Consider the following 16,172-nt stretch of genomic DNA (forward strand, 5'->3'; position numbering starts at 1 on the left):
AAGTATTTTTACAACTTTAAAGGTGGCCATCATTGAAGCAGTAAGCATTGCGGATATTAAACAACATGTTATGTATATCACACATTTTTGTTATCGGGGCATTGTTGTTTGAAAACTTAATCAGGTCTCTAGAGCCACTTATTATCTGCCGTGCTATTATTTTCCTGCCGTTGGATCACTAGTTGAATAGAAGACTTTTCTCCGATATTCAAATAGAATTCATGTCCATCAAAATTGAAAACCCAAGAAGTAAAAAAGACTTCCTGTGAAGAAATGGGAAGAGTTAGGGTTGCTTCGGAAAGTACCTTACTCGTGCAGGTTTTCCTTGGGCCTAATTCCTCCTTCTGAAGCGCTACCAAACGCTAAAAACCCATTGAAATTAAGCCAGTTATCGTCTAAAAGCATCCATTTTTAAAAAAATAGGATCAATCCAACCTTCTCATTTGCAGGACTGGAAAAAAATTTTGAAATTCCTGATACAACCATAATAAGCGCTCTATGAAAAAATCATTTTTAATCCCATCCTTGACCATTCTTGGCCTCCTCTTTATTCAGGGTACCACCAAAAATGTATCCGTGACTGAGACCGAACTCCATGCTTTGGCACCTGACATGCCTGCCAATGTAAAGGCTGTCGTGGAACAAAAGTGCTACGGCTGCCACAATGCCGAATCCAAAAACGAAAAGGGAAAAGCCAAGCTTGACTGGGATGCTTTTGAGGCGACCAAGAAGTCAAAGCAGATGGCTACCATGGCCAAGATCAACGAGACATTGGGAAAAGGAGACATGCCTCCTGCCAAATTCCTCGAAAATAAACCTGAGGGTAAACTCTCTGAGTCTGACCTTGCGACTTTGATGGAATGGAGTGCCGGCAAAAAGAAAGATAAGTAATGAAGTTGTGGCAATACATTTTGCTCGGTTTGGCTGTGGTATTTATTGGAATCCAGTTTGTCCCCAATGAACTGCCGGCCGTCAACACCAACAATCCCGGAGATCTTGTCCTGAATGGTTTGGTGAGTGAGGAGATTTCCACCATGTTGAAAACTTCCTGCTACAGTTGCCACAGCAATGAGACGGTGTATCCATGGTATTCGTATGTGGCGCCCTCCTCTTGGCTGGTCGACAAAGATGTGCGGGAAGCCCGGGAGGAAGTCAACTTCTCTGATTGGATGGATTACGACATGATGGACAAGCTCAAAATTTTGGATGACATTGCGATTGAGGTCAAAGAAGGCCGGATGCCAATGGAAATCTATACGTTGATGCATTCTTCCGCCAAGCTAGACGATGCGCAGCGTGCCAAGATCGTCGCTTGGGCAGAAGAGACGATGGATATTGTAGCCGAAGAAGAGGATGAAGAAGATTGAATCCATTCATTAATTATTATTATTATCCGCTTCTTTGTCAGTAACCCTATGTTATTATTCAAACGGGACGCCTGCCTGTAGGCAGGGAAGTCGGAAGTAGGAAGATCGCTGCCTGTCGGAGGGCAGGGGAGTTCCAGGTATTTCAGTCCGCAGACAAGAATTAATGTTGAAAACCATTCTACTGGAATGATTACATGAATACATAGCAGAAGATGAAACCACCGAGATGGGTGGTTTTTTTATGGATAACTGCAATAAAAATAAAATCAGATGAGGCAGATCTTGCGCTTTAAATTTTTGGTATTGTTGCTGTTCTCAGGCTTCGACCTTACTGCACAGCAAGACAGCATCATGCATGAAAAACCCATGATTTCCCTTTCCGGATTTTTGGATGTGTTCTATGTGTATGACTTCAACCGACCTGAAGGCACCTATCGGCAGCCCTTTCTCTTCAACCATAACCGACACAACGAATTCAACATCAATTTGGGATTTGTAAAAGTCGGCCTGGATCATACCAAATACCGGGCAAATTTGGCTTTACAGACCGGCACCTACGCCACGGATAACTATGCGGCAGAACCGGATTTGCTGAAAACCATATTTGAGGCGAACATCGGGATTTCATTGAATAAGGAAAACAACCTGTGGCTCGATGCCGGAGTTATGCCTTCCCATATCGGATTTGAAAGTGCTGTTTCTATCGACAACTGGACTTTGACAAGGTCGCTGTTGGCGGAGAATTCGCCCTATTTTCTTACCGGAGCCAAATTGACCTTTAATCCCAACGACGAATGGGAGATTGCCGGATTGATGGTGAATGGTTGGCAAAGAATCCAAAGGTTGGAAGGAAATTCATTGCCTTCATTTGGAACACAGTTGAAATTCAGCCCAAATGAAAGGACAACTTTCAACTGGAGTACATTTCTAGGGACTGACGACCCTGACAGCACACGGAGAATGCGTTATTTCAATAACCTTTATGGTCAATTTCAGCTTACTGAGCAGTTTGGATTGATTGCCGGATTTGATCTAGGAACGCAGCAAAGGGTCAAAGGAAGTTCAGAATATGACTTTTGGATGAGCCCTGTTTTGATTGGACAGTTGCAGATCAGCAGGGTATTGAAAACCGCCGTCCGGGTTGAATACTATCAGGACAAAACCGGGATCATGATCCCGACAGCAACCCAAAACGGATTTCAGACTACAGGATATTCTTTAAATCTTGACTATGCTCCCAATGAATCAATCATGTGCAGAATTGAGGGAAGATGGATGAATGCAAAAGACAGGGTATTTGAAAAAAGTACAGGTCCAACAAACCAAAACTTTATCATCGCAAGTTCGATGGCGATAAGGTTTGGGAAGTAGAGAGGGAATCTTCAAATTGCTTTCAAAAATTACCAAACCGATAATTATTGCTATTTTATGATATTAAAACCTTAACGCCATGTCAGTTTCTGAACTTAAATTAGAGATAATCAATAAAGTAACAGCTATTTCCGATGAGCAAGTCCTTGAAGATATAGTCAGACTTCTCAATCAAGAGTCGGATTTAGCTAACATCTATAAGCTCACAGATGAGGAGCGAATTGCTATCCAGGAAGGACTTCAAGATGTCATAGATGGGAATATTCATACCTCTGAATCTGCAGAAAAAATGCTTGAAGATTTGTTAAGGAAATAGTTTAAATCAATTTTTTTGTTCAAAAACAACTTAAACCACCCTTTCGGTGGTTAAATTCATTACGCTATTTTAAGCTTCAATTCGCCTTTGCGTTTGATGATTTTGAGCTCGAAATGTTGGTTGATAAAAAACTTACAGTGGTTTTCTGACCATTCTGCACGGGAATCAGTATCAAAAAGGATGGTCATTCGCAGCAATGTTTTCACATATTGCTCATGATAACCAAGTTCGTGAACCCATTCCAACAACTGTAAGGACCAATCTTCCTGAAATTTTTCCAGATGTGTTCTTCCATCAAAAAGTAATTCCAATTGGTTGTCCCTATTCTTAAACCTGTAAATCCCGCATAGCTGACGGTAGATCATCCTCAGCCTGTCCTTGGGGTACTCGTAAGTATCGAGGATTTTGGCAAAGGTTTCATCCATCAGCATCAATGGATTGTAAAGTTGGGTATAGGATTTTTTGAGTTGAAAAACCATCACTTCCAGCATTTGCTCCTCCAATATGGATTGGGCCTGTCTTAAAATGTAATTTTTGTCAAGGGGAAATAATTTCTGAATCATTTGGCTATCAAATCTTTCGCAAATTAGGCTTTTGCTTTCAGAAATTAAAGGTTTTGTCCTGAAAAAACGGTCTCCACGGCACTTTGTACCAAATCACTTTCAAATCCACGACTGATCAGGTACTGTTGGATTTTGTATTTCTTCTTAAACTGATCCGATTCTTTGACGAACTCAGATTTTTTCTCCACCAATCCAAGGAGCATCTGCCAATAATCTTCCGGATCGAGTTCTTTCAGGCCGGATTTGATGCAATTGGGACTTACTTTTCGGAGTTTGAGTTCTTGGGTGATTTTATTTCTCCCCCATTTTTTCAGGTTAAATTTTCCACGGACAAAAGCCTGTGCAAAGCGCTCTTCATTCAAAAAACCTTCTTCGATCAGGTGTGAGATCAATTCCTCAGCCTGATCTCCATACTGTCCTTTTTCTGCCAATTTGGTCCTTACCTCCTCCTGACAGCGCTCTTGGTAAGCACAATAAGCGGCGATTTTTACCTTCGCTTCCTGTAATGACCAATACTTTCTCGGCTGATCCGGATTATATTCTTTTCGTGGGTAGGACATTTTATGTAATTTTGGCCCAAAGTAACTTTTGAAGTTATTTTTTTCAAATCTAACCATCAAACCGAAGAAACCATGCGCAAAAAAATTGTAGCCGGAAACTGGAAAATGAACCTCAACCTTGAAGAAGGCCAAAAACTGACTTCCGAGATCGTCAATATGCTGAAGGATGAAAACATCAAGGATGTCATCGCCGTCCTCAACCCACCTTTTGTCCACCTTTATCCTGTCAAAAAACTGATCGGTGATACGCCAAACCTTTTTCTAGGCTCGCAAAACTGTTCCGACAAAGCTTCGGGTGCTTTTACGGGGGAAACTTCCGCCGGCATGTTGGCTTCCTTCGGTGCGACCTATGTCATCATCGGACACAGCGAAAGAAGAGAATACTTCAAGGAATCCAACCAATTGTTGACAGAAAAAACCAAACAGGCTCTGACTAACGGACTGACTCCGATTTTCTGCTGCGGCGAACCATTGAATATCCGTGAAGCAGAATCGCACGAGGCGTATGTAAAACAGCAATTGACTGAAAGCTTATTTGATTTTTCTCCTGAAGAAATGTCCAAAATTGTCATCGCTTACGAACCAATCTGGGCCATCGGTACAGGGAGGACTGCATCCTCGGATCAGGCACAGGAAATGCATGCAGCATTAAGAACACACTTGGCAAGCAAGTTTGGACAAGAATTAGCCGACAACATCTCTATCCTGTATGGCGGTTCTGCCAATCCAGGCAATGCCAAAGAACTTTTCTCCAAACCAGACGTTGACGGAGGACTGATCGGTGGCGCATCGCTAAAGTCTAGAGATTTTGTGGAGATTGTGAAGTCTTTTTGAGGCAGGAAGTTGGGAAGCATGGAAGTAAGGATGATGGGAAGTAAGGAAGGATGAAGGATAGCGTCCCTACCAATTTAAGCTTTGTCGTGGCCAGCACTCGGAGCCTTTAACATTTGGGAAATGTTCAGAAATGGAATAACGGTTGGTGTTACGTCATGCTGAACCGGAGCTTGCGGAGGTGAAGCATCTCTTAAATGAGACACTTCACTACGTTCAGTGCGACGACCCGGATATTCACGTCATTGGTAGTGAGCGAAGAGTCTCACCGGAAGAAAATGAGATCCTTCAGTCGTGCCTCCTTCAGGATGACGAAACACCAAACGTCATTAGCTTTTCTGTAAATGCCAATTAAAACAACTCACAGTGACAATCAAAGCGGCAGTGTCTCCACTGCCGCTTATGCATAGCGCAAAACAAACAAATGGAATATTTAGAATTCAAGATTTCCTGCACAGAACCATTCCGTGAAATTCTGATCGCCGAACTTTCTGAAGTGGGTTTCGATTCATTTTTGGAGACTGACGAAGGAATCGACGCATATATCCAAGAGGATTTGATTGACAGGGAAGCTTATCAGGAAATCATCGACAGGTACAAAGAGGCCGGTAAGATTGAAGTGCAGGAAGGCAAAATGCCCAAAGTCAATTGGAATGAAGAGTGGGAAAAGCATTACGATCCGATCTTTGTCGGCGATCAGGTGTATGTCAGGGCATCCTTTCACGACCCAAGACCGGAATTCAAATATGAAATCCACATCAATCCCAAAATGTCTTTTGGCACGGGTCATCATGCCACTACCTTTTTGATGCTTTCCCATCAGCTTACTATTGAGCATTCTGGCAAAAGAGTTCTGGATATCGGAGCAGGAACGGGCATTTTGGCGATCATGGCGCACAAGCTTGGAGCAGCTGAGATCGAGGCTTTTGACATTGACGAATGGTGTGTCGATAATGGGAATGAAAACTTTGACCTCAACGACATGTCAAAAGTCAGGATGGGAATAGGAACTGTTCGTGAAGTCAAACCCCAGGGACAATTTGAAATCGTATTGGCGAACATCAATAAAAATGTCCTTTTGGATGAAATGAAAGTTTATTCTGAACTTGTCATAAATGGAGGGAAACTTCTATTGAGTGGATTTTATGAACACGATATCGCAGATATTGAAAACAAAGCTTCAGCATTTGGACTTTTACTTTTAACCCAAAAAACGAAAGACAATTGGGCAGCATTAATTTTTGAGAAAAAATGACCGAGTTAATTATTTATGCTTTTTTATTCCTCTCCTTGATAGCGCATACACTGATGGCTTCTAAAATGTACAGAACCGTGCATGCTGATCAATCATTGAGCCTGAAGGAAAGAAATGATTGGAAACTAAAAGCCTTGATTTTGCCAGGGTATTACTTTAGGAAATATAAAGGAAGAAATAAGGGCATAAAATAAAAAACCCTCCAAGATCTTGATCTTAGAGGGTTTTTTATTTTAAAAACTACATTTTATGTAGGTATGTTTTCATGCCACAAAACATATAAATCTCAGGTTGAAAATACACTGTACAATCTGTCGACTATGGACTGTCGACAGTGGACAATGGCCTTTTATCCCTCCACAACTTCTTCATTTTGGGTAAAAGGATTGGATTGGCGGATCATTCCGGCAGGTAATTCCCCTTCGGTAGAAGCCACTGCCACACAGACAGTAGCATCACCTGTGATATTGACTACTGTCCTAAACATATCCAAAATCCTATCGGGAGCGATAATCAAGGCAATTCCTGCTCCAGGAACACCTATCGCTTCCAATACAATGATCAACATGATCAATCCCGCACCCGGTACACCTGCTGAGCCGATTGCTGCCAATGTTGCGGTCAAGACAATGGTTAACTGTTGGGAAATCGTCAGATCCATTCCTAAAGCCTGAGCGATAAACACCGCTGCAACAGCTTGGTAAAGGCTTGTCCCGTTCATATTTACAGTTGCACCAAGTGGCAAAACAAAGCTCGAAATCTCTTCAGAAACCCCGATTTCATCCTCCACGATCTTCATCGTCACCGGGAGGGTGGCTGAACTTGAGGAAGTCGAAAATCCCAGCAACATGGCAGGTCTGAAAGCCTTCAGAAAAGTACCGAAAGGAATTTTGGTAAAAGATTTAATGATCAAATAGTAAACTCCAAAAATCACCAAAAGCAATCCTCCCAAGACCACCAAGGTATATTTGAGGAGCGCAAGGAGTAATTGAACAGCAGAATCCGGATCATCTCCGGCGATTTCGACAATCAATGAGGCCATCAATGCAAAAACCCCATAAGGTGCGATCAGCATGATATATTCCACGATTTTGATGATCACATCATTGAATGCATCAAAGAAACTCGTGAAATTCTTCGCTTTTTCCTTCGGTATTTGAAGCAATGCAATGCCGACAATTATGGCAAAAAAGACAACCTGAAGCATGCTGCTGTTGTCTGCAGCAGCCCGGACAATATTCTCCGGAACGATTTCTACCAATGGCTGCAATGGCCCCTGACTTGAAACCTCTGCTGCCTGATCCGCTTTGGAACCTGCAGCATCATCATACAATGCCATCAAACTGTCCCTTGTCCCTTGCGGTAAACTTTCCCCCGGTTTGAAGACGTTGACCAGCAAAAGTCCTATGGTTATTGCAAAAATGGTGGTAATTAAATACGCAAAAAGTGTTTTTCCCCCGATTCGGGAGAGTTTGGAAACATCTCCCAAATTTGCGACCCCAACTACCAAAGAGGCAAACACCAAGGGAACCGCGATCATTTTTAGGGAATTGATAAAAATTGTCCCTACCGGTTTGACGAAATTGATAATAATATAAGGGTCCATGCCAAATTTGATCATGACCAATCCGACCACCAATCCCAAAACCAATCCGATGATAATCTGGGTATGCAAGGGTATCTTTTTCAACATATCAGTTAGGGTTAAATTATAATTTGTTTGTGCGGCTGATCAATAAATAGTCTGCCAATACCAAAGCAGCCATCGCCTCTACTATTGGAACAGCCCTCGGAACTACACAGGGGTCATGTCTGCCTTTGCCCGACACGGTCACGGAATCTCCTGATTCATTGACCGACTCTTGGTCTTGCATAATGGTGGCAACAGGCTTGAAAGCCACATTGAAATATATATCTTCTCCATTGGAGATTCCGCCTTGGATGCCACCGGAATTATTTGTCCTAGTCCTGACGCGATCTCCGTCCTGATAATAAGCGTCGTTGTGGTCCGATCCGCGCATCTTCACCCCTTCAAATCCACTTCCATATTCAAAACCTTTCACGGCATTGATGCTCAGCATGGCTTTGCCCAACTCGGCATGAAGCCTGTCAAAAACAGGTTCACCCAATCCTGTAGGAACTCCCTTCGCTACACAGGACACGATGCCACCTACGGTGTCCCTGCTTTTCCTGACCTCATCGATGAAATCAATCATCTTTTCAGCCATTTCAGGATCTGGACATCTCACGATATTTTCCTCGGCTTGTGTCAGGTCTAGATCCTGGTAGCTTTTCTCCAGCTTCATGTCGCCAACTTGACTGACATAGGCTTGGATGCTGATACCATAATGCCTCAAAAGCATTTTGGCTATCGCGCCTCCGGCTACCCTAGCAGCAGTTTCTCTTGCGCTACTTCTGCCTCCACCCCGATAATCACGGATGCCGTACTTTTCAAAATAGGTATAGTCCGCGTGGGAAGGTCTAAATTTGTCAGCGATATGGCTATAATCTTTACTTTTTTGGTCGGTATTCATGATGACCAATCCGATCGGCGTACCCGTTGATTTTCCTTCAAAAACTCCGGACAAAATCTGAAACTCGTCCTCCTCTTTCCTTTGGGTGGTGATTTTGGATTGACCTGGTTTCCTTCGCTGCATTTCATTTCGGATAAATTCCTCATCGATCGGCAAACCCGCCGGACAGCCTTCAATCACCACACCCAAACCCAATCCATGAGATTCACCGAATGTGCTTATCCTAAATATCCTTCCAAATGAATTACCCATTTCCTTTTCTAGTAATCAGGACGGCAAGCAGTATCACCGCACCGACCAACAATAAATTGATAAAAACTGAAAAATAGTACTTATATCTCTGGTTTGAAAGCTCATTGTTTTCCACATCAATCAAATCATAGATTCCTCCCAATCTTTGGTTGGAAATGGCCTGATTGACTTTGGATTCCCCTGTGACATTTAGGATGGCTTTTGGTCGGAGTGTGTCATACTTTTCCAGATTTGGATTGAAATAAATCCATTCAAAGTAATCTTTAAGCTTCACCTCTCCCGGTTCATTGATCGTCAGGTAATAGCTATATTCCTTCAGTCCTGTAATTTTTCCATTTCCCCTGTTGACTTGCTGACGGACATTGGGGTCGAAAGTATTTAACAGGTGAATCTGTTTGGTTTTTGGAGGGGAAATAGAATTGATATTTCCTTCACCGGTGATTCCAAAATTATAGGTGATCCCTTGGCCCGTTTGGGCCTGAAATTCCGTGATATTTTCTTTCAATTGGAAATTACCCACACTGACTTCATTTCTCAATGGATGTGGAGGCAAAGGTTTGATCTTTACTTTTTTGGAGGATGAAGTAAAGGTTTTGAAATCCTCCAACCGATTGCTCCCGAAGAAGGTTGGATTTTTGGCCACCTTGTACTTAATCATTTCCCAAGAAATAGGGGGGATCGTAATTTCACCTTCTGAAAAGGGAAAGAAAGTCGCTTCATATACTTTGTATTTGATCCAACTTTTGCCATTGAAAGTCACCCTTTCAGGCTGGATATTGGTGATGTTGAAGTTTTCTTCCCAAGCATTGGAGGGTTTCATTTTTTTTAGGATGGCATCCAACTGCTTGCCCGGTTCATAAAATTGAAACGGCGCCTGATTGGTCTCTGACATATAAAATGCAAGACTTACATTGAATCCCTGCCCAACATATATCTCCTCTTTGTCTACAGATGAAGCAAAAAATGCATCGTCTTCAATTTCGATAAATTCGGGTTCTTCTCTCGTCCCCCCAAAAATATCGCTGAATGGATCTGATTGGTTTGGCTGTCGCTGTGCTGCCCGTGCGTCGACTACAGTGACTGATTTTCCGGGGGAGGCATAGTCATTGCCATTGATTTTGATGCTGAACCTTCCAATGGCAATGACTCCTTTTTTGGTCGGCTTATAATATTGAATGATGCTGCTCGTACTGCTGACTTGTCCATTGATTACATTCATGGAAGATGATTGGGAAAGGCCTTGCTTCTGAAATCCGGCGATTTCAGGGAACTCATCATAGGATTTGATCTTGTCATTGGCAATGGTCACCTTGATGCTGAAAGTCTCGTTGAGTGCTATTTCATCCGGTCCTAATTCGATGGCCACTTCTTGGGCAAAAGCGCCCAAAGAAATAAAAAGAAATAAACATACAAGAATAGCGCTTACTATCGTTTTACTCATGTTGGTATGACTACTAATGGGTTGCAAATTAGCTTTATATTTTAAACGCAACAAACCAAATTACATGTCGTATTAACAAACACGCTGTTTAATCATTTATTATAAATTCTTTGAAATATGCTGGAATACGTGAAAATCATCTTAATGAAAGTCAGTTTTGACAGAAGATTGTTTGAGAAGGAGTTGCGCAAAGCACTGAACCTTCTGATGCCGACAGAGATACACGAATTTAGGGATTGGTGTTATAGGAAGTTTTCAACAAAATACGAACCCGTCCTTGATAAATATTTCATTAGCCTTGCCGGTTAAAGCAAAAAGCCCCGAGTTTGGGGCTTTTTTATTTTAAATACTTAATATCCTTGGAGTTTTTTGAAGTTGATTTCATGAAAAAAATGCTTCTAAGACTAAATGCAGCCGACAATCAAAGAGCATTAAAATTTTAGATTATTGACTTTTAAATCAACATAAGTTCAAAACGCACCAAAAAAAGGCTCTGGATCGGGTTGTCATGAAATCCATATTATTTGTTAAACTTTTACCAATTAACCCAAATTAAGTTTGGGTTGATTTTTCTATGAAAATAAAAATCAATCTTTCTTTACCTTTTAAATTATTTGTTTTTGTAGTAGTGGTTATGTCTTGTAATAACCAAAGCGAAAATAAAATCAAGACTATAAATCTATTAGAATTTTCAAAAACAGTTAAGATACCTTTAGATGAAAAATCAACTTATGAATTCTACAACTTTCAGGTTAGAAATGACACCCTAATCGTATTAAATCAACCGAATAACTCGTTGGATTTTTATAATCTGACAACTGAAAATCTATTCCATAGAATATATATACCTGCCGAAGGTGAAACCGGGATTCAAAAATTGTATGGATTCCATTTTTATAATAATGATACCATTTTCACTTTTTCCCAGTTTAGAATTAATAATGTAAAAATTTTCAATTTTGAAGGAAACTATAGGTCAACATTAACTGTGAATAATTCATTTGCAGGAATGTATGGGATTATCAATCACGCAAGCATTCCTTCTATGCCCACCTACTTTTTTGGTAAAAAGCTTTTTTTTCAAATCCTACCCGGGTTTGACGAAGAAATGATACAAGACAATTTTATACACGAATTCATTTTTGATATTTACAGTGGTGAAATTTATCCAGATTCAACTATAGTAAAACCAAAAACCCTCCAAAACACTCCCGCTTACACTTATGGCGTCAATAGAATTAAATTGAGCGAAAATGAAACAATTTATTCATGGAAATTCTCAGATTCTATTTCATACGTTTTTGAGGATGAAGACAATTTGATATCAACTCTATCATTTTTTTGGGGGGATGGGGATTTGATTAAAGTAAAGCCTGGATTAGAAATGTCCAATGAAGAAACTCAAAAATCTAAAGCCAATTCTATTCAATATGGCAAAGTAGTTTTTGATAATCACTCCGGTCATATTCATAGAATCAAGTTCCTCCCTGTAGATGAAGTTCTTACAGGAAACTTGTTTTTAATTAGAGATTTTGAAATAATCAGTGGGGATAAAAATGGGAATTTACTTGGAAAGACGGTTTTTAAAGGGAAAAAATATGATCCGAGAGTATTATTTTTTGGTCCTGACGGTATATATATTCCAAAAATCAATCCTAATTTCGAAAATTTAACTGAAGATTTTATTGAATATGATGTCTTTCAAATTATTAAATAATCTGACTCCTTTCTTGTTTCTTTTGTTCTTTGTAGGCTGTAACCCATCCATGAATTCCGACATGTTAGAATCGGATAGATTTAAAAATTTACTGGAACAAGTCGAAATCTCTTCATTAAACTTCGAAAAAATAATAATCGCAGATCTGGATAAATGCTCGACATGTTTTCAAATCCAAAAATCTAAAGTCCGTGATTTAATAAAAAATCAACCTGAGAGCTTTGTCATTATTCTATCAAACTCAGAAAAAAAGGGAAAAATTCTATTGGACGGGATCAGACCAAATTTTTATCATGATAAACAAGGGATTTTTAAAAGCTATTTTAAGGGTTCACATTCGGTTTTGTTGTTTTCAAAAAATCAACATGGCGAATACGAAAGTGTAGGAGTAATCTAATATAAAAATATGAAGATTTCTAAATTTATAACCGCTATACAATTTCTATTGATAATTTGTTTTTCCTGCAATCAAAAGGATCCTCAGGAATATCAACTGCGGGACAGCACATATCTTGAAGATTATAAAAATTATGACCAATGGGATGTGTCCTACAAAGAGGATACTTTTTTGGTTCTTAGTGATTGGAAAACAAAAATAAAAATCTATCAAAACAATCAAAAAATCAGTGAGATCATCTCGCAAGACCTTATCAAAACCGAATTTGGATTTAAATTGTCAGGAGAACTGCCGGTAGGGTTTTTCTCACTAGGTGATAGTCTTTACCTTCTTCAGACAAACCCTTACCAAATCAGAAAAATAAATTATAGTAAAAGTAGCTTGGGTGCTCCCGAAAGGCTTAGAATACCTGACTATCATTATTTTGTTGGCTTCATTATCGAAAGCGATGATTCGCTGATTTTGATTTCTTCCGATGATAAAAAGAGGGTATATTTCTACAGATACAATCTTGACAATAAAACGCTTAATAACTTTTATCTGAGTTCGGTGGTGATAGGTCCTCATTCTACACTAGTAAGAATTTTTGATGGAGACTTCTATGTACTTTTTCCCTACGAGAAAATTTTTCAGGTGGTAAGTACAGGAGGGAAGTTATTGGAAACCTTTTCCTTACCAAAAAACCCGCATTTTGATCTTACTTTCAAAGATTTAGCTGACGGATTAAGTCCTCAAGAGTTCATGAGCATGCCTGTTCAGACAAAATTGTCAATGCTGAAAAACGAGGTGAAGGATTTTTATTTCTATCAGGACAATTTGTTTACGATCAATAAAATCTATGATGAAGTCAAGCTTGACAAACTGAGTTTTGATTTTAAGCTTATGGCATATAATGTAAAAAATAAAAAGTATTCCAAATTCGATAGCAATAAAATACCATTCAAATTTGATCAGAAAGGAAACATTTTTTCATTGGACATTGCTGACAAATCAGTTTTGGAAATAAGTCCAATCAAGGAATTTCAATAAGTAAATTGTCCCCCAATTGGGTGTAGTTAAACGTCTGATGCTAGGGGCTTTCTTTATTCTATCAATTTTTTATCAGCTTAATTCTATAACTCATTCAACAAGTCTTTTGCCTCACGGGCCATTAATTTTCCTTTTTTGATCAGATTCATTTCTTCAACCGCTTGCTGCAAGCCTTGTAGTATCTCATCTTTCGATTGCTCACCAAGTACTACTTCTTCCAATCCTTTGAATTTTGATTTTAGCAATTCCCATTGCTGAATGGGATTAAATATTTACCTCTGTTGTCTGAAATATATTGCAGGTTCATAATTAAGTCGGTTTTATTAAGAAAGTACAAAGATATTCAAAAATATAAAATAGGGAGTATTACAACAACACAGGATGCTTTTCGAATGGCTTATTTCTATCAAACAAATACCGGTAAGTGACCAAGGTCCTAAAGTGTTTTCCCCCGAGGTTTTTTGAGATATTCAGCATTTTGGGATTGAAGTCACCCTGCCAATACAGCTCCAGCTTTTTGTAGGAAGTAGTGGATTTGATGACTTTTTCGGCCTCCACGATCATGTAATAGTCGAGACCGGTGCCTTGGAACTCCGGTACCACACCGAATACCAAACCCACGAAATTCTCATTTTTCCCAAAGGTTTTGATCATGAAAAATTTCAGTTTAGAATACCAGCCAAACTTCCCATCAAGGTGCTTGATGATCTGATTGATGTCCGGGAGGTTGATCCACATCACGACAGGTTCTTCTTTGTGGTAGACAAACCAAATCAGTTTTTCATCCAAGACCGGTTTGATGGTTTTTAACAACTTCAAGGCCTGTTCCGGTGAGATATCCTTGTTGCCCTGATGGTTTGCCCAAGCCTTATTGTAAACTGTAGACAGGTCTTTGGCATACTTTTCCAAGTTGTCTTTTTTGAGGTACTCCGCCTTAAAATCAGGATTTCCAAAAAATTTCTGATGGGCTTCATAAAACCTTGGATCCAATTGGTGTGCTTCTTGCGCCACGGAAAGACTCCAACATATCTGATCATAGAAATTTTGAAAGCCATAGGATTCAAAAAATTTTTGGTAATAAGGTGGATTGTAATTCATGTTGTAGATCGGCGGATGAAAGCCATCTACCAATAATCCCCACCATTTGTCCCGGTCGCCGAGGTTGATCGGCCCGTCCATGGCCTGCATTCCCCTTGCCTCTAGCCAGTTTTTGGCAGTATCAAAAAGTAAGTCCGCAGCCTTTTGGTCATCTATGCAATCAAAGAATCCGAATCCGCCAACAGGGACATCATCTCCTTTGTTGGTGTATCTTTTATTGACAAAAGCGGCAATCCTACCAATGAGCTTACCCTGATCATCTTTCAATACCCATCGTATGGCCTCGCATTTTGATAGAAGTTTGTTTTTTTTTGGATCAAAAACTGACATCACATCCACATCCAATGGCCTGATCCAATTGGGATAGGGCTTGTTGAGGAGAACGTGAACTTCCAGAAAATCCTTTTCCAGTTTTCCGGAGGTAACTTCAAAAATCTTCATGATGACAGATTGTTTAATCAAAGGTACATGGATTAAAAAATCTAGGATCACTTTTGGAAGACTATATTCCTTATAAATCCATAATGCTTAGACCGTTTTACCGCAGATTTTGCAAAAACCTTATTGAAAGTTTCTTCCGTAATTTCTTTCCAATCCTGTTTGGTCATTTCTCCCAATTCCGGTTTGGGCTCAAAAAGTGGTTCTTGGTGAGGTTTTGAGAATCTGTTCCATGGACATACATTTTGGCAGATGTCGCAACCGAAAATCCAGTTTTCCATTTTGCCTTTGAAAGCAGCAGGGATATTTTCTTTGAGCTCGATCGTCAGATACGAAATGCACTTGGATCCATCCACGACACCGGGTTGGACAATGGCCTCCGTCGGGCAGGCATCGATACATTTGGTACAGGTACCGCAATAATCTTTCAATATCGGCGGGTCCGGAGTTACCTCGAGGTCGATGACCAATTCAGCCAAAAAAAAGAAACTACCCATTTCCTTATTGAGCAAAAGACTGTTTTTTCCCAACCAACCTAAACCTGATTTTTGGGCCCACTGACGCTCCATCACAGGTGCGGAATCCACAAAGGCCCTTCCGCCAATTTCGCCGATTTCTTGGCGCAGGTTTTCGAGCAGTACTTTCAGCTTGTCTTTGATGACATGGTGGTAATCCTGCCCATAGGCGTATTTGGCGATTTTGAAGTCTTCTTTTTCTTGGAACAATTCCTTTTTTGGAAAGTAATTGTAGACCAAACTGACCACAGTTTTGGCACCTTCGACTAGTTTGGTCGGATCCAGTCTTTTGTCAAAATGGTTGGTCATGTAAGCCATCTCACCTTGATAGTTTTGGTTGAGCCAAGCTTCGAGTTTAGGTGCTTCTTCTTCCAAAAATTCAGCTTTGGCGATGCCACAAAAATCAAAGCCCAGGTTTTTGGCCTGGGTCTTTATGATTTGGCTGTATTTTTCTTGGAGCTGGTCCACAATTTCACATCAGAAGGAAT

General features: G+C 40.2%; 19 protein-coding genes. 11 read left to right on the plus strand and 8 right to left on the minus strand.

What is annotated here, in order from left to right:
- The first annotated feature begins 498 nt into the window (after positions 1–498).
- The 4 genes from M3O96_RS05345 (at position 499) to M3O96_RS05360 (ending at position 3,054) form a co-directional block, all read left to right on the plus strand.
- On the plus strand, positions 499–891 hold the full coding sequence (locus M3O96_RS05345; RefSeq protein WP_249719268.1) for a heme-binding domain-containing protein: 393 nt from the start codon (positions 499–501) through the stop codon (positions 889–891).
- The gene (locus M3O96_RS05350; protein ID WP_249719269.1) at positions 891–1,367 is read left to right on the plus strand and encodes a heme-binding domain-containing protein; all 477 of its coding nucleotides are present in this window, start codon (positions 891–893) and stop codon (positions 1,365–1,367) included. Before M3O96_RS05345 ends, M3O96_RS05350 begins: the two co-directional genes overlap by 1 nt.
- Before the next feature lie 270 nt (positions 1,368–1,637).
- Complete coding sequence (locus M3O96_RS05355) at positions 1,638–2,738, plus strand: porin (protein WP_249719270.1); 1,101 nt, start codon at positions 1,638–1,640, stop codon at positions 2,736–2,738.
- A 79-nt stretch (positions 2,739–2,817) separates the two neighbouring features.
- The gene (locus tag M3O96_RS05360; protein ID WP_249719271.1) at positions 2,818–3,054 is read left to right on the plus strand and encodes a hypothetical protein; all 237 of its coding nucleotides are present in this window, start codon (positions 2,818–2,820) and stop codon (positions 3,052–3,054) included.
- A 59-nt stretch (positions 3,055–3,113) separates the two neighbouring features.
- Here M3O96_RS05360 and M3O96_RS05365 read toward each other — a convergent pair whose 3' ends face one another.
- Complete coding sequence (locus M3O96_RS05365; RefSeq protein ID WP_249719272.1) at positions 3,114–3,617, minus strand: hypothetical protein; 504 nt, start codon at positions 3,615–3,617, stop codon at positions 3,114–3,116.
- A 44-nt stretch (positions 3,618–3,661) separates the two neighbouring features.
- The gene (locus tag M3O96_RS05370; protein ID WP_249719273.1) at positions 3,662–4,177 is read right to left on the minus strand and encodes a regulatory protein RecX; all 516 of its coding nucleotides are present in this window, start codon (positions 4,175–4,177) and stop codon (positions 3,662–3,664) included.
- 72 nt (positions 4,178–4,249) lie between these two features.
- Here M3O96_RS05370 and tpiA point away from each other — a divergent pair, with 72 nt between their 5' ends.
- The 3 genes from tpiA (at position 4,250) to M3O96_RS05385 (ending at position 6,457) form a co-directional block, all read left to right on the plus strand.
- Complete coding sequence (gene tpiA / locus M3O96_RS05375; protein WP_249719274.1) at positions 4,250–5,011, plus strand: triose-phosphate isomerase; 762 nt, start codon at positions 4,250–4,252, stop codon at positions 5,009–5,011.
- A 421-nt stretch (positions 5,012–5,432) separates the two neighbouring features.
- Positions 5,433–6,263, plus strand: coding sequence for a 50S ribosomal protein L11 methyltransferase (prmA, locus tag M3O96_RS05380; RefSeq protein WP_249719275.1), 831 nt, complete (start codon positions 5,433–5,435; stop codon positions 6,261–6,263).
- A complete protein-coding gene (locus M3O96_RS05385) occupies positions 6,260–6,457 on the plus strand; it encodes a hypothetical protein (protein ID WP_249719276.1) in 198 nt (65 codons plus the stop codon). Before prmA ends, M3O96_RS05385 begins: the two co-directional genes overlap by 4 nt.
- 155 nt (positions 6,458–6,612) lie before the next feature.
- On the opposite strand, the gene M3O96_RS05390 is transcribed toward M3O96_RS05385, so the two are convergent.
- Genes M3O96_RS05390 through M3O96_RS05400 form a run of 3 tightly spaced genes read right to left on the minus strand, consistent with a single transcriptional unit; the run spans position 6,613 to position 10,490 of the window.
- Complete coding sequence (locus M3O96_RS05390; protein WP_249719277.1) at positions 6,613–7,956, minus strand: dicarboxylate/amino acid:cation symporter; 1,344 nt, start codon at positions 7,954–7,956, stop codon at positions 6,613–6,615.
- A 16-nt stretch (positions 7,957–7,972) separates the two neighbouring features.
- Entirely contained in the window at positions 7,973–9,049 is a 1,077-nt protein-coding gene (gene aroC / locus M3O96_RS05395; RefSeq protein ID WP_249719278.1) for a chorismate synthase, read from the minus strand.
- Positions 9,042–10,490, minus strand: a complete 1,449-nt coding sequence (locus M3O96_RS05400) for a BatD family protein (protein WP_249719279.1) — start codon at positions 10,488–10,490, stop codon at positions 9,042–9,044. The genes aroC and M3O96_RS05400 overlap by 8 nt, the downstream gene beginning before the upstream one ends.
- Before the next feature lie 117 nt (positions 10,491–10,607).
- Here M3O96_RS05400 and M3O96_RS05405 point away from each other — a divergent pair, with 117 nt between their 5' ends.
- The 4 genes from M3O96_RS05405 to M3O96_RS05420 all read left to right on the plus strand — a co-directional run bounded on the left by M3O96_RS05405 (position 10,608) and on the right by M3O96_RS05420 (position 13,633).
- On the plus strand, positions 10,608–10,799 hold the full coding sequence (locus M3O96_RS05405; protein ID WP_249719280.1) for a hypothetical protein: 192 nt from the start codon (positions 10,608–10,610) through the stop codon (positions 10,797–10,799).
- A gap of 265 nt (positions 10,800–11,064) precedes the next feature.
- On the plus strand, positions 11,065–12,207 hold the full coding sequence (locus tag M3O96_RS05410) for a DUF4221 domain-containing protein (protein WP_249719281.1): 1,143 nt from the start codon (positions 11,065–11,067) through the stop codon (positions 12,205–12,207).
- A gap of 49 nt (positions 12,208–12,256) precedes the next feature.
- A complete protein-coding gene (locus M3O96_RS05415; RefSeq protein WP_249719282.1) occupies positions 12,257–12,604 on the plus strand; it encodes a hypothetical protein in 348 nt (115 codons plus the stop codon).
- A gap of 9 nt (positions 12,605–12,613) precedes the next feature.
- Positions 12,614–13,633: a hypothetical protein gene (locus M3O96_RS05420; RefSeq protein WP_249719283.1), complete on the plus strand. Its 1,020-nt coding sequence runs from the start codon at positions 12,614–12,616 to the stop codon at positions 13,631–13,633.
- Positions 13,634–13,716: 83 nt separating this feature from the next.
- On the opposite strand, the gene M3O96_RS05425 is transcribed toward M3O96_RS05420, so the two are convergent.
- The 3 genes from M3O96_RS05425 to queG all read right to left on the minus strand — a co-directional run bounded on the left by M3O96_RS05425 (position 13,717) and on the right by queG (position 16,152).
- Positions 13,717–13,854 (minus strand): hypothetical protein, encoded by a 138-nt coding sequence (locus M3O96_RS05425; protein ID WP_249719284.1) that lies wholly within the window; start codon positions 13,852–13,854, stop codon positions 13,717–13,719.
- A gap of 145 nt (positions 13,855–13,999) precedes the next feature.
- A complete protein-coding gene (locus M3O96_RS05430; protein WP_249719285.1) occupies positions 14,000–15,172 on the minus strand; it encodes a hypothetical protein in 1,173 nt (390 codons plus the stop codon).
- 47 nt (positions 15,173–15,219) lie between these two features.
- A complete protein-coding gene (gene queG, locus M3O96_RS05435; protein ID WP_249719286.1) occupies positions 15,220–16,152 on the minus strand; it encodes a tRNA epoxyqueuosine(34) reductase QueG in 933 nt (310 codons plus the stop codon).
- Positions 16,153–16,172: the final 20 nt, after the last annotated feature.

The organism is Aquiflexum sp. TKW24L (assembly GCF_023502205.1).
In the GTDB taxonomy this organism is placed as follows: domain Bacteria; phylum Bacteroidota; class Bacteroidia; order Cytophagales; family Cyclobacteriaceae; genus Cognataquiflexum.

Excerpts from the sequence above, each read along its gene's own strand:
- M3O96_RS05420 (WP_249719283.1), top strand. The coding sequence starts at position 12,614 with ATGAAGATTTCTAAATTTATAACCGCTATACAATTTCTATTGATAATT.
- M3O96_RS05360 (WP_249719271.1), top strand. The coding sequence starts at position 2,818 with ATGTCAGTTTCTGAACTTAAATTAGAGATAATCAATAAAGTAACAGCT.
- M3O96_RS05355 (WP_249719270.1), top strand. The coding sequence starts at position 1,638 with ATGAGGCAGATCTTGCGCTTTAAATTTTTGGTATTGTTGCTGTTCTCA.
- M3O96_RS05385 (WP_249719276.1), top strand. The coding sequence starts at position 6,260 with ATGACCGAGTTAATTATTTATGCTTTTTTATTCCTCTCCTTGATAGCG.
- M3O96_RS05345 (WP_249719268.1), top strand. The coding sequence starts at position 499 with ATGAAAAAATCATTTTTAATCCCATCCTTGACCATTCTTGGCCTCCTC.
- M3O96_RS05400 (WP_249719279.1), bottom strand. The coding sequence starts at position 10,490 with ATGAGTAAAACGATAGTAAGCGCTATTCTTGTATGTTTATTTCTTTTT.
- M3O96_RS05365 (WP_249719272.1), bottom strand. The coding sequence starts at position 3,617 with ATGATTCAGAAATTATTTCCCCTTGACAAAAATTACATTTTAAGACAG.
- M3O96_RS05415 (WP_249719282.1), top strand. The coding sequence starts at position 12,257 with ATGAATTCCGACATGTTAGAATCGGATAGATTTAAAAATTTACTGGAA.
- M3O96_RS05350 (WP_249719269.1), top strand. The coding sequence starts at position 891 with ATGAAGTTGTGGCAATACATTTTGCTCGGTTTGGCTGTGGTATTTATT.
- tpiA (WP_249719274.1), top strand. The coding sequence starts at position 4,250 with ATGCGCAAAAAAATTGTAGCCGGAAACTGGAAAATGAACCTCAACCTT.
- M3O96_RS05430 (WP_249719285.1), bottom strand. The coding sequence starts at position 15,172 with ATGAAGATTTTTGAAGTTACCTCCGGAAAACTGGAAAAGGATTTTCTG.
- aroC (WP_249719278.1), bottom strand. The coding sequence starts at position 9,049 with ATGGGTAATTCATTTGGAAGGATATTTAGGATAAGCACATTCGGTGAA.
- prmA (WP_249719275.1), top strand. The coding sequence starts at position 5,433 with ATGGAATATTTAGAATTCAAGATTTCCTGCACAGAACCATTCCGTGAA.
- M3O96_RS05370 (WP_249719273.1), bottom strand. The coding sequence starts at position 4,177 with ATGTCCTACCCACGAAAAGAATATAATCCGGATCAGCCGAGAAAGTAT.
- M3O96_RS05405 (WP_249719280.1), top strand. The coding sequence starts at position 10,608 with ATGCTGGAATACGTGAAAATCATCTTAATGAAAGTCAGTTTTGACAGA.
- M3O96_RS05390 (WP_249719277.1), bottom strand. The coding sequence starts at position 7,956 with ATGTTGAAAAAGATACCCTTGCATACCCAGATTATCATCGGATTGGTT.
- M3O96_RS05410 (WP_249719281.1), top strand. The coding sequence starts at position 11,065 with ATGAAAATAAAAATCAATCTTTCTTTACCTTTTAAATTATTTGTTTTT.